We start from the raw sequence: 12,863 nt of genomic DNA, 5'->3' as shown, positions 1-12,863 counted from the left end.
ATCATGTCGATCGACACGGCGAAGGGCGTCCTGGGGGACGCCACCGTAGCTGAGCTGGAGGCAGACCTGCGCGGCACCGTCGTCCGCCCGGGCGACGCCTCCTACGACCAGGCCCGCGCGGTCTGGAACGCGGCCCACGACAAGCACCCGGCGCTCGTCGTGCGCTGCGCCGGGACCGCGGACGTGATCCGCGCCGTGGAGTTCGCCCGCAGCCAGGACCTGCTCGTCGCGGTACGCGGTGGTGCCCACAGCATCGCCGGGTTCTCGACCTGCGAGGGTGGCATCGTGATCGATCTGTCGGCCATGAAGGGCGCCTACGTCGATCCCGTACGGCGCAGGGCGGTCGCCCAGGCCGGCCTGACCTGGTCCGACCTCGACCACGAGACCCAGGCGTTCGGCCTGGCCGTGACCGGCGGCCTGGTCTCCTCCACGGGAATCGCCGGGTTCACCCTCGGCGGCGGCGTGGGCTGGCTCCTGCGCCGCTACGGCCTGGCCTCCGACAACCTGACGGCGGCCGAGGTCGTCACGGCCGACGGCCGCGTGGTGCGCGCCGACGAGAGCGAGCACCCCGAGCTGTTCTGGGCCCTGCGGGGCGGCGGCGGCAACTTCGGTGTCGTCACGTCGCTGGAGTACCAGCTGCACCCGGTCGGGCCGCAGGTTCTGGCCGGACTGATCTTCTACCCCCAGGAGCAGGCCCGCCAGGTGATCACCCGCTGGCGGGAACTGACCCGGGACATGCCCGACGAGCTGACGACCATGGTCGTCCTCACCACCGCGCCTCCGTTGCCCTTCCTGCCCCAGGAGGTCCACGGCACCCGCGTCGTGGTGCTGGCCGGCATGTACGCGGGCGCTCCGGAGGCCGGGGAGGCGGCCGTCGCACCGCTGCGCACGCTGGGCACCCCGATCGCCGACCTGATGGGCCCCATGCCGTACCTCGGCATGCAGTCCCTGCTCGACCCGCTGTGGACCGCCGGCGCCCACAACTACTTCACCTCGGCGTTCATCGAGCCGTCCGACGCGGCGATCGACGCGGTGCTGCGGCACCATGCGGCGACCCCCACCCCCTTCAGCGAACTGCATCTGCACCAACTGGGCGGTGCCTTCGCGCGTGTGCCCGCCGACGCCACCGCGTTCAGCCAGCGGGAGGCGGGCGTGCTGTGCAACGTGATCGCCCGCTCTCCCGACGCGACCGACTTCGACGCCCATGTCGCGTGGGCCCGCGGCGCCCGTCAGGAGATCTCCCGGCACGGCCGCGGCACCATGTACGTCAACTTCACCGGCGACGCCGCCGAGGACAAGGTCCGCGCCTCGTATCCGGACGCGGTCCACGAACGGCTGGTGCGGGTCAAGGACGCCTACGATCCCACGAACATGTTCCGCCTCAACCAGAACATCCGGCCCTCCGCGCAGAAATGACACCTACTCAGCCCCTCGGGACACCGGCGAAGTTTGCCGCGGTCCCGAGGGGCAAGGCGGAGTGCATGAGTGAACCGAACGGCAGCACGCATCAGAAGGCCGAATCCCGGCGGACGACCGCGAAGGCGCGGCGGACCGCGGACAAGGCGACCGCTCCGGCCTCGCGAGCCGCGGCAGGGGCCGCGGACAAGGCGGACGACGCCGCGTCGGCGGCCACCTCGGCCGCCGGGCGCGCCGCCGGGAAGGCGAGCGGTGTCGCGCACAACGCGGCGAAGGGCGTGGAGGCGGGCCGGCAGGCGATCGTCACGGCCTCCGGCCATGTCGCGGCCACGGCCCGGACCGCGTGGACGGTCGTCGCCCGCCGCAAGCTCGTCGCCGCCGGGCTGGGCGGCGGTCTCGCCGCGTTGAGCGCCGCGTCGTACACGGTGGGCCGCCGGGCGGGCCGCCGTACGCAGGGTCCCCTGACCCGGCTCACCGGCGGGCGGATCTGACCCGACGGCAAGAACAGACGCCCCAACCGGCCGCTGAGCAGCGGCCGGTTGGGGCGTCGTCCTCGTCGCGCTCCTCCTGCGGTCCCGGTGCGCCTCCCCCTCGGCACCGCCATCGTGCGGGCCTGCTGCCCCAGCCGGGCCGGGCGGTGTCCAGGACGCCGCAGGGCGACGGCGGCGGCGCCGCGGCGCGAGAGGGAGTGGCGCATGACTTTTCCGTCCCGGAGACGCACCTGAGTGATTGAGTCGTTCCGATCGGCCTCGACACGGGTGCGCCAGGACGGCGGCCCGGCCGTATCCGTGGTCAGGATCCGTGACGGGGCGGGCGGTCGAGATCCGTGACAGGGGTGGGCGGGACTCGTGGCGCCCTGGCCGGGGCGCGTCAGGAGACGCGGGCCGCGGCGGCCCCGCCCGAGCTGCCGGGCCGGCCGGGCGGCCCCTTCGGGCGGAGCGGATGAACCTGATCGGGCGCACGGGGGAGGCGGCGTGCGCCGGCGGATTCTAGATTGGGCTGAGCGGGCGACAACGGCGGGACGGTACGACGATGACATCCCAGGTCAATCACGCGGCGCTATTCGCGGCCACTCCCAGCCCCTACCTGGTCCTGGGACCCGACCTGGTGATCGTGGACGTCAACGACGCCTATCTGGAGGTGACCCGGCGGACCCACGACGAGCTGGTCGGTCAGCACGTCTTCGAGGCGTTTCCCGACAACCCCGCCGACCCGGACGCGGACGGTGTGCGCAACCTGAGCACCTCCCTGCACCGGGTGCTGGCCACGTGCCGGCCGGACACGATGGCACTGCAGAAGTACGACATTCCCGTGTCCGGCCGGCCCGGTGTCTTCGAGGAACGCTGGTGGTCCCCGGTGAACACTCCGGTACTCGGCACCGACGGACAGGTGGCCTGGATCATCCACCGGGTGGAGGACGTCACCGCGTACATCAAGGCCCATCAGGCCGACCACCCGGGCGCCTGGCTGGGCAACCGCCTCGAGGCCACCGAGGCGCTCGAGGCCGAGCTGTACGCGCGGGCGCGGGAGCTGCAGCGCCTCAACGAGGAACTGCGGCAGGCCCACGCCCGTGAACGGGAGGTCGCCGTCACCCTGCAGGAAGCCATGCTGCACGCCCCCGACCTGGCCCACCACCCGCACGACGTGGTGGTGCGCTACCTGCCCGCCATCGGCTCGCTGAACGTCTGCGGCGACTGGTACGACGTCGTGGACATCCCACCGGACCGGCTGGCCCTGGCCGTCGGCGACGTCATCGGCCACGGACTGCAGGCCGCGGCCGTCATGGGCATGCTCCGCAGCGCCCTGTCCGCCGCCATCCGCGCCCAGGAACGCCCCGCCCAGGCACTGGAGGTCCTCGGCCTGTACGCACGGTCCGTCGAGGGGGCCCTCGGCACCACCGCGGTGAAGGCGATGGTCGACACACGCAGCTGCCTGATCACCTACAGCAGTGCGGGCCATCCCCCACCCGTCCTCGCCCACCCCGACGGGAGTGTCGAGCTGCTGGACAAGGCCACCGATCCGCCACTGGGCGCACGCCCGCAGCACGTTCCGCGTCCCCAGGCCAGCATCCACTACAAACGGGGCGACACCCTGGTGCTCTACACCGACGGCCTGATCGAACGCCGGGGCGAGGACATCGACGTCGGCCTGAACCGGCTGAAGGAGGCCGCCGGCGCCTGCGCCCGGCTCGGCACCGAGCACTTCGCCGACAGCCTGCTGGCACGCCTCGGCGTCGCCAGCGGAAGCCGCGACGACATCGCCCTGGTCGTCGCGCGGCTCTGACGCCGTCTCACCGGCCGGGCCGGCAGCGCGGGTTCAGCGCACGGGGAAGCCGAAGGAGTACCCCTGCTGCTTCAGCCAGGGCAGCACTTCGCGCAGGGCGGCCACGGTCTGGGAGCGGTCTCCGCCCGCGTCGTGGAAGAGGACGGTCGGGCCGTTCGCGATCTCCCTCCTGACGGTGGCGACGATGGCGCCGGTGCCGGGACGCTCGAAGTCCTTGGAGTCGACGTTCCAGCCCAGCGGCCGCATCCCGTGGGACGCCGCGAGCCGGCGGCTGTAAGGGGTGAAGGCGCCGCCCGGGGCACGGTAGTACACCGGCTCCACACCTCCGGACGCCTGGGTGATCATGCGTTCGGCGTCCAGGATCTGCTGGGACTGGTACCCCTGGGACTTGGTGTCCATCGCGGTGTCGTGCGAGACCGTGTGGTCGCACAGCCGGTGCCCGGCCGCCACGACCGCCTTCACCAGGTCGGGGTGCGCCTGGGCCTGCGTGCCGACCATGCAGAACGTGGCCTTCACGCCGTAGTCCTTGAGCACCTTCAGCACCTGGGGCGTCCACACGGGGTCCGGTCCGTCGTCGATGGTGATGTTGACGCCCCGGGCACCGCGGTCCGAGGCATGGGCGATGTCCACCGACACCGCCCCCGCCGCCTTCCGGGGCCCGGACCCGGGGGCGCCGGGATGCGCCGAGACGCTCGCTCCGGCCTCCCTGCCGCCGGCGGGATCGGCCTGTGCGGTCCACACCGAGGTGGCCGCGGCCACCGCCGTCACCCCAACCGCCGCCGCGAGTACCCGGCCGTGCCACCCTCGTCCGCCACGCCGCACCATGTCCGCCCCGTCCTGTTCTCTTCGCCGCACCGTGCACTGGTCAGGACGGAGAAGAGCCGCCGGGGGATCCGTTCGTTACAGATCACGGACGATTCCGGGGGTAGTTGGCGACAGACGGACCGTCGGCCGGCCGCCTGCATCTGGCCCGCCCGGGCGATACCTGGGTGTGAGTGGCCCGGCTCACATGGCGTGAAAGGGATGTCGCCGACACCATGGTCCTCGTCACCGGCAGGCCGAAGGGATCCAGGATGTTCCGCAAGGTACTGGTCGCCAACCGCGGCGAGATTGCGATTCGCGCGTTCCGCGCCGGATATGAACTGGGCGCGCGAACCGTCGCTGTCTTCCCCCACGAGGACCGCAACTCGCTGCACCGGCTCAAGGCCGACGAGGCCTACGAGATCGGCGAACCTGGGCACCCGGTGCGCGCCTACCTCTCCGTCGAGGAGATCGTCCGCGCCGCGCGCCGCGCCGGAGCGGACGCCGTCTACCCGGGCTACGGATTCCTGTCGGAGAACCCGGAACTGGCCCGCGCCTGCGCGCAGGCGGGCATCACCTTCGTCGGACCGGACGCCGACACGCTCGAGCTGACGGGCAACAAGGCCCGCGCCGTGGCGGCCGCCAGGGCGGCCGGCGTGCCGGTGCTCGGTTCCTCGGCACCCTCCACCGATCTCGACGAACTCGTCCGCGCCGCCGACGACATCGGCTTTCCCGTCTTCGTCAAGGCGGTCGCGGGCGGCGGCGGGCGCGGCATGCGCCGGGTCGAGGACCCGGCCGCGCTGCGCGAGTCCATCGAGGCGGCGTCCCGAGAGGCGGCGTCCGCCTTCGGTGACCCGACCGTCTTCCTGGAGAAGGCCGTCGTCGATCCGCGCCACATCGAGGTGCAGATCCTCGCCGACGGGCAGGGCAACGTCATCCATCTCTTCGAGCGCGACTGTTCGGTGCAGCGCCGTCACCAGAAGGTGATCGAGCTGGCCCCCGCGCCCAACCTCGACCCGGCGCTGCGGGAGCGGATCTGCGCCGACGCGGTGCGATTCGCGCGCGAGATCGGCTACCGCAACGCGGGCACCGTGGAGTTCCTCCTCGATCGCGACGGCAACCACGTCTTCATCGAGATGAACCCGCGCATCCAGGTCGAGCACACGGTGACCGAGGAGGTCACCGACGTCGACCTGGTGCAGGCCCAGTTGCGCATCGCCGCCGGCGAGACGCTGGCGGACCTCGGTCTCTCCCAGGAGACGGTCACCCTGCGCGGCGCCGCCCTCCAGTGCCGTATCACCACCGAGGACCCGGCCAACGGCTTCCGCCCGGACACCGGGCGGATCAGCGCCTACCGTTCGCCGGGCGGCTCGGGCATCCGCCTGGACGGCGGAACCACGCACGCCGGTACGGAGATCAGCGCGCACTTCGACTCGATGCTCGTCAAGCTCACCTGCCGGGGCCGGGACTTCAGGGCCGCGATCGGCCGGGCCCGCCGTGCGGTGGCCGAGTTCCGCATCCGCGGTGTCGCCACCAACATCCCGTTCCTGCAGGCGGTCCTGGACGACCCCGACTTCCAGGCCGGGCGGGTCACGACGTCGTTCATCGAACAGCGGCCCCACCTGCTCACCGCGCGTACCTCCGCCGACCGCGGCACCAAGCTGCTCACCTACCTCGCCGACGTCACGGTGAACAAGCCGCACGGCGAGCGCCCGGAGCTGATCGAGCCGGTCACCAAGCTGCCGCCGCTGCCCGCCGGTGAGCCGCCCGCCGGCTCCCGGCAGCGACTGGTCGACCTCGGCCCGGAGGGCTTCGCCCGGTGGCTGCGCGAGTCGCCGACCATCGGCGTCACCGACACCACCTTCCGCGACGCCCACCAGTCCCTGCTCGCCACCCGCGTGCGCACCAAGGATCTGCTCGCGGTGGCTCCCACGGTGGCGCGGACCCTTCCGCAGCTGCTGTCCCTGGAGTGCTGGGGCGGCGCCACCTACGACGTCGCCCTGCGCTTCCTCGCCGAGGACCCCTGGGAGCGCCTGGCCGCCCTGCGCGAGGCGGTGCCCAACATCTGCCTGCAGATGCTGCTGCGCGGCCGCAACACGGTGGGCTACACGCCGTACCCGACCGAGGTGACCGACGCCTTCGTCCAGGAGGCAGCGGCCACCGGCATCGACATCTTCCGCATCTTCGACGCGCTCAACGACGTCGACCAGATGCGTCCGGCCATCGAGGCCGTACGGGAGACCGGAACGGCGGTCGCCGAGGTCGCCCTGTGCTACACCGCGGACCTCTCCGACCCCTCCGAGCGCCTGTACACCCTGGACTACTACCTCCGCCTGGCCGAGCAGATCGTGGCGGCCGGAGCGCACGTCCTGGCGGTCAAGGACATGGCCGGACTGCTGCGCGCCCCGGCCGCGGCCACACTCGTCTCGGCACTGCGCCGTGAGTTCGACCTCCCGGTGCACCTGCACACCCACGACACCGCGGGCGGCCAGCTCGCCACCTACCTGGCCGCGATCCAGTCCGGTGCCGACGCGGTGGACGGCGCGGTCGCCTCGATGGCCGGCACCACCTCGCAGCCGTCGCTGTCGGCGCTCGTCGCCGCCACCGACCACTCCGACCGTCCCACCGGCCTGGACCTCCAGGCGGTCGGTGACCTGGAGCCGTACTGGGAGAGCGTGCGCAGGGTCTACGCGCCCTTCGAGGCCGGCCTGGCCTCCCCGACCGGCCGTGTGTACCACCACGAGATCCCCGGCGGTCAGCTGTCCAACCTGCGCACCCAGGCGGTCGCGCTGGGCCTCGGCGACCGTTTCGAGGACATCGAGGCGATGTACGCCGCCGCCGACCGCATCCTGGGCCGCCTGGTCAAGGTCACCCCGTCGTCCAAGGTGGTCGGCGACCTGGCCCTGCACCTGGTGGGCGCCGGAGTGGCGCCGGAGGACTTCGAGTCGACGCCGGACCGGTTCGACATCCCCGACTCGGTCATCGGCTTCCTGCGCGGCGAGCTGGGCACCCCGCCGGGCGGTTGGCCCGAGCCGTTCCGCACCAAGGCCCTCAAGGGCCGCGCGGAGGCCAAGCCCGTGCGCGAGCTGACCGCCGAGGACCGGGACGGCCTGGAGAAGTCCCGCCGCTCGACCCTCAACCGGCTGCTGTTCCCCGGTCCGACGCGTGAGTTCGAGACCCACCGCCAGGCCTACGGCGACACCAGCGTGCTGGACAGCAAGGACTTCTTCTACGGGCTGCGTCCCGCCAAGGAGTACGCGGTCGACCTCGAACCCGGCGTACGGCTGCTCATCGAGCTGCAGGCCGTCGGAGAGGCGGACGAGCGCGGCATGCGCACCGTGATGTCCTCCCTGAACGGCCAGCTGCGCCCCATCCAGGTGCGCGACGCCGCGGCGGCCTCCGACATCCCGGTGACCGAGAAGGCCGACCGCACCAACCCCGGACACGTGGCGGCGCCGTTCGCCGGTGTGGTGACGCTCGCGGTCGCCGAGGGCGACGAGGTGGAGGTGGGCGCGACCGTGGCCACCATCGAGGCCATGAAGATGGAGGCAGCCATCACCGCCCCGAAGGCGGGCCGGGTGACCAGGCTCGCGATCAACCGCATCCAGCAGGTGGAAGGCGGCGACCTCCTCGTCGAGGTGGTCTGAGCGGCCTGGAGCGGATACCGATGCCGCCGGCGGCATCGGCGACTCGGGCGAGGACACACAGGGGCGGGGCGCAACGATATGGCGGTCCGGGTCGCGGGGCCGCGGCCGTCAGGGGACTGAGCAAGGGCCCCGGCCGTGCCGGGTCGTGCCGGGTTGTGCCGGGTTGTGCCGTGCTGGGCCGTGCCGGGTTGTGCTGTGCCGGGTCGGGTCCCCGGCCACCAGTCGCGAGGCTGCTCCTGAAGGCGGTCACGGACGCGGACGACGCCCGGGTGGGTGCCGGTACCGGGCGGCTGGCCCCCGTCGACAGGCCGGTACCGGGCGGCGTGCGCGCCTGACGCCCGCCAACTCGCGCCCGGACCGACGGCCTTCAGGACCCCGGACACGGCGGACCGTCGGCACCCGCTGCCCGCAACCGCGATTGTCAGTGGTGACTGCGAACCTGAACGTCATGGATGAGCAGGAGTTCATGCACGGCCGGGTCTACGGGGCCGATCACGACGACGCCGGCCCCCGGCCCGACCGTACCTACGCGCAGCTGGTCGGCGGTCCACTGGACGGGCTGCTGCTGGACGTCACCGGCTGGGCGGACGACGCGCTGGGGGAGCAGGTGTCGCTGGTGACGGAGATGGGCCGCTACGGCCCGGGCGGCCGCGCTCTCTACGAGCCCCGGCCGCGTGACGGCCGCCGCTACGACTGGCGCGGCGACACTCCACCCTGACCGGTGTGGTGGACGCCGTCCCTCGGTCGCTTCCCGGGCGCCCACCGGCCGTGGAGCCGGGCGGACCGCCGACTGCGGAGCCGGACCGCGCCGGGCGTCGCCGCCTGCCGGCGGACGCACCGGAGCGGGCCGCGGATCCGTGCCCGCGGGCATCGGCGGCGTGATCCTCCCACCGGCCGCCCCGGCGTCACCGGTTCCGCCGCCGCGCAGCCAGGGGCCCGGACGGGGCGGAACGCTGCGGGACGGCCCGGGTGACCCGCCGGCCCGGCGTGCCGCCTGTGACCAGCGTCCGATCGGCCGGAGGCTGAGCCGTCACCGCACACGGCCGCTACCCGCCCGGACAGGATCGCCGGTGCACGCCGGCTCTTGCGGACCCGCACGCGGACCGCGTTCCGGGCGGCCGGGCGGCCGGTGGGCCGGCCGGTCACGGCTCCGGGCCGGCCGCGGGACACGCGACACGCCAAACTTTGATGGTTCGCTTTCTTGAATCAGTCGTGTTTACGGCGGTAGGTTCGGCACCATGACCGCGTCGCAGAGTCCGACCACCGCCGAGGAGCTGCGTGGTGCCGGCCTGCGGGTGACGGCCGCCCGTGTCGCCCTGCTGGAGACGGTCCGGGCCGGCGACCACCTCGGCGTCGAGGCGATCGCCGCCGGGGTGCGCGACCGTGTCGGCCACATCTCCCTGCAGGCCGTGTACGAGGCACTCCACGCGCTCACCGCGGCGGGACTCGTGCGCCGCATCGAACCCGCCGGCAGTCCGGCCCGGTTCGAGGGGCGCGTGGGGGACAACCACCATCACGTCATGTGCCGGTCGTGCGGTGTCGTCGCCGACGTCGACTGCTCGGTCGGCGAGGCCCCCTGTCTGACCGCGTCCGACGACCACGGCTTCGCGATCGACGAGGCCGAGGTCATCTACTGGGGCCTGTGCCCCGACTGTTCCACCGCCCGTAGTTCAGCACCGTGATCCGCCCAGTTCGGAAGGATTCCCATGTCTGAGAACCACGACGCCATCGTCACAGACCCGAAGACGGAGGACGGCGGCGGCTGCCCGGTCGCGCACGGGCGTGCCCCGCACCCGACGCAGGGTGGCGGGAACCGCCAGTGGTGGCCGGACCGGCTCAACCTGAAGATCCTGGCCAAGAACCCCGCCGTGGCCAACCCCCTCGGTGAGGAGTTCGACTACGCCGCGGCGTTCAGGACGCTCGACCTCCCCGCCGTCAAGCGGGACATCGCCGAGGTGCTGACGACCTCGCAGGACTGGTGGCCGGCCGACTTCGGCCACTACGGCCCGTTCATCATCCGGATGGCCTGGCACAGCGCCGGCACCTACCGGATCAGCGACGGCCGCGGCGGCGCCGGCGCGGGTCAGCAGCGCTTCGCGCCCCTCAACAGCTGGCCGGACAACGGCAACCTGGACAAGGCCCGCCGCCTGCTGTGGCCGGTCAAGAAGAAGTACGGTCAGTCCCTGTCCTGGGCCGACCTGATGATCCTGGCCGGCAACGTCGCCCTGGAGTCGATGGGCTTCAAGACCTTCGGCTTCGCCGGCGGCCGCGAGGACGTCTGGGAGCCCGAGGAGGACGTCTACTGGGGTCCTGAGTCCACCTGGCTCGGCGACGAGCGCTACACCGGCGACCGGGAACTGGAGAACCCGCTCGGCGCGGTCCAGATGGGTCTCATCTACGTCAACCCGGAGGGCCCGAACGGCAACCCGGACCCCATCGCCGCCGCCCGCGACGTCCGCGAGACCTTCCGCCGTATGGCGATGAACGACGAGGAGACGGTCGCCCTGATCGCGGGCGGCCACACCTTCGGCAAGACCCACGGCGCCGGCCCGGCGGACAACGTCGGCCCCGACCCCGAGGCCGCCCCCATCGAGGAGCAGGGCCTGGGCTGGAGGAACTCCTTCGGCACCGGCAAGGGCGGCGACGCGATCACCAGCGGCCTCGAGGGCATCTGGACCAACACCCCCACCACCTGGGACAACGGCTTCTTCGAGATCCTGTTCGGCTACGAGTGGGAGCTGTTCCAGAGCCCCGCCGGCGCCCACCAGTGGCGGCCCAAGGACGGCGCCGGCTCGGACACCGTCCCCGACGCCCACGATCCGTCGAAGCGGCACGCCCCGACGATGCTCACGACCGACCTCTCGCTCCGGTTCGACCCGGTCTACGAGCCGATCTCGCGGCGCTTCAAGGACAACCCCGAGGAGTTCGCGGACGCCTTCGCCCGGGCGTGGTTCAAGCTCACCCACCGCGACATGGGCCCGGTCGTGCGCTACCTCGGCCCGGAGGTGCCGACCGAGACCCTGCTGTGGCAGGACCCGCTCCCCTCGGTGACGCACGAACTCGTCGACGCCGACGACGTCGCCGCCCTCAAGGGCAAGGTCCTCTCCTCGGGACTCACGGTGTCCCAGCTGGTGTCCACCGCGTGGGCCTCGGCCTCGTCCTTCCGCGGCAGTGACAAGCGCGGCGGCGCCAACGGCGCCCGCATCCGCCTCGAGCCGCAGCGCGGCTGGGAGGCCAACGACCCCGACCAGCTGGCGACGGTGCTGCGCACCCTGGAGGGGATCCAGGAGTCCTTCAACGCCGAGCAGACCGGCGGCAAGCAGATCTCGCTCGCCGACCTGATCGTGCTGGCCGGCGGCGCGGCCGTCGAGCGTGCCGCCAAGGAGGCCGGCTTCGGCGTCGAGGTGCCCTTCACGCCGGGCCGGGTGGACGCCTCGCAGGAGCAGACGGACGTGGAGTCGTTCGCCGCGCTCGAGCCGACCGCCGACGGGTTCCGCAACTACCTGGGGAAGGGCAACCGGCTGCCGGCCGAGTACATGCTCCTCGACCGGGCGAACCTGCTGACCCTGAGCGCCCCCGAGCTGACGGTCCTCGTCGGTGGCCTGCGTGTCCTGGGGGCGACGTACCAGCAGTCGCAGCTCGGCGTCTTCACCTCGACCCCCGGCTCGCTGACCAACGACTTCTTCGTCAACCTGCTCGACCTGGGCACGACGTGGCAGGCGATGTCCGGGGACTCGAACACGTTCGAGGGCCGGGACGCCGTCACCGGTGAGGTCAAGTGGGCCGGCAGCCGTGCCGACCTCGTCTTCGGGTCGAACTCCGAACTGCGCGCGCTCGCGGAGGTCTACGCGAGCGACGACGCCAGGGAGAAGTTCGTGAAGGACTTCGTCGCGGCGTGGGACAAGGTGATGAACCTGGACCGGTTCGACCTCGTCTGACCCCGGCGTGCGGGCCGGCCCGAACCGGGCCGGCCCGCACGTGTGTTGCAGGCGCGGGCCGGGCCGCCGTGTCAGCCCGGCGCCGGAAGTCCCTGCCCGGCCGGCCCCCCGGCGGCTCCGCGGGCCAGTAGCAGCAACGCGTCCACCAGGTCGTCCGCCGGGCTGCCCGTTGCCAGGCGGCGGAGCTGGAGGCCCATCACCAGGGCGACCGTGGCCGCCGCCAGGCGCTCTGCGTCCGCAACCCCCAGTGCGGTGAGGATCTGGGCGGCGAGCCGGTCGTAGGCGGCGAACGCCTCCGCCGCCGCCTCCCGCAGCCGCTCATCGCGCCCGGCCTGTACGTACAGCTCGAACGGCGCGATGTGCGCGCTGTCCAGCGCCGTGCCCGAGGCCACCTGGCCGGCCAGGGACGCCGCACCCGGGACGTCGAGACCCTCGCCCTGGCACCGGTCGGCCAACTCGGTGAAGTGGCGCGTCTCCTCGCGCACGAAGTGCAGCAGACTCTCCCGCAGCAGATCGTGCTGGGTCTCGAAGTGATAGGTGACCGAGCCCAGGGAGACTCCGGCTTCCTGGGCGATCCTGCGGTTGGTGACCGCCGCGACTCCGCCCTCGCCGATGATCCGCAGGACGGCTGTGATGATGCGCTGACGGGTCGGGGCGGAGCGGGCGGCCTTGGACATGCCGTTCATTGTCCCACCAGCGGTCCCGCGCTGATCACGGTGGCCGCCCGGCCGCCCGGCCGCCCGGCCGCAAGGGCCCGGCCCGCCGCCTGCCCGCCCGT

General features: G+C 72.6%; 9 protein-coding genes. 7 read left to right on the top strand and 2 right to left on the bottom strand.

All coding sequences use genetic code 11. The features are described 5' to 3' along the window. The first annotated feature begins 3 nt into the window (after nucleotides 1–3). From ACH4UM_RS32015 to ACH4UM_RS32005, 3 genes are all read left to right on the top strand, one after another. Nucleotides 4–1,416: an FAD-binding oxidoreductase gene (locus ACH4UM_RS32015; protein WP_398186971.1), complete on the top strand. Its 1,413-nt coding sequence runs from the start codon at nucleotides 4–6 to the stop codon at nucleotides 1,414–1,416. Between the two features lie 65 nt (nucleotides 1,417–1,481). Beyond that, nucleotides 1,482–1,907, top strand: coding sequence for a hypothetical protein (locus ACH4UM_RS32010; RefSeq protein ID WP_398186969.1), 426 nt, complete (start codon nucleotides 1,482–1,484; stop codon nucleotides 1,905–1,907). Between the two features lie 541 nt (nucleotides 1,908–2,448). Then, the gene (locus tag ACH4UM_RS32005; protein WP_398186966.1) at nucleotides 2,449–3,699 is read left to right on the top strand and encodes a SpoIIE family protein phosphatase; all 1,251 of its coding nucleotides are present in this window, start codon (nucleotides 2,449–2,451) and stop codon (nucleotides 3,697–3,699) included. 33 nt (nucleotides 3,700–3,732) lie between these two features. Here the strand turns inward: ACH4UM_RS32005 and ACH4UM_RS32000 are convergent, their stop codons facing one another. Next, nucleotides 3,733–4,524 (bottom strand): polysaccharide deacetylase family protein, encoded by a 792-nt coding sequence (locus tag ACH4UM_RS32000; protein ID WP_398186965.1) that lies wholly within the window; start codon nucleotides 4,522–4,524, stop codon nucleotides 3,733–3,735. A 248-nt stretch (nucleotides 4,525–4,772) separates the two neighbouring features. On the opposite strand from ACH4UM_RS32000, the gene ACH4UM_RS31995 reads away from it, so the two are divergent. From ACH4UM_RS31995 to katG, 4 genes are all read left to right on the top strand, one after another. Next, the gene (locus tag ACH4UM_RS31995; RefSeq protein WP_398186962.1) at nucleotides 4,773–8,147 is read left to right on the top strand and encodes a pyruvate carboxylase; all 3,375 of its coding nucleotides are present in this window, start codon (nucleotides 4,773–4,775) and stop codon (nucleotides 8,145–8,147) included. Between the two features lie 448 nt (nucleotides 8,148–8,595). After that, nucleotides 8,596–8,865, top strand: coding sequence for a hypothetical protein (locus ACH4UM_RS31990; RefSeq protein ID WP_398186959.1), 270 nt, complete (start codon nucleotides 8,596–8,598; stop codon nucleotides 8,863–8,865). A gap of 520 nt (nucleotides 8,866–9,385) precedes the next feature. Continuing rightward, entirely contained in the window at nucleotides 9,386–9,829 is a 444-nt protein-coding gene (locus ACH4UM_RS31985; RefSeq protein ID WP_398186956.1) for a Fur family transcriptional regulator, read from the top strand. Between the two features lie 24 nt (nucleotides 9,830–9,853). Next, the gene (gene katG, locus ACH4UM_RS31980; RefSeq protein ID WP_398186953.1) at nucleotides 9,854–12,085 is read left to right on the top strand and encodes a catalase/peroxidase HPI; all 2,232 of its coding nucleotides are present in this window, start codon (nucleotides 9,854–9,856) and stop codon (nucleotides 12,083–12,085) included. A gap of 71 nt (nucleotides 12,086–12,156) precedes the next feature. On the opposite strand, the gene ACH4UM_RS31975 is transcribed toward katG, so the two are convergent. Further along, the gene (locus ACH4UM_RS31975; protein ID WP_398186950.1) at nucleotides 12,157–12,762 is read right to left on the bottom strand and encodes a TetR/AcrR family transcriptional regulator; all 606 of its coding nucleotides are present in this window, start codon (nucleotides 12,760–12,762) and stop codon (nucleotides 12,157–12,159) included. Nucleotides 12,763–12,863 lie beyond the last annotated feature (101 nt).

The sequence above is a fragment of the Streptomyces sp. NPDC020801 genome, assembly GCF_044334385.1.
Lineage (GTDB): Bacteria > Actinomycetota > Actinomycetes > Streptomycetales > Streptomycetaceae > Streptomyces.
This window is presented reverse-complemented; position numbering and strand designations above follow the sequence as displayed.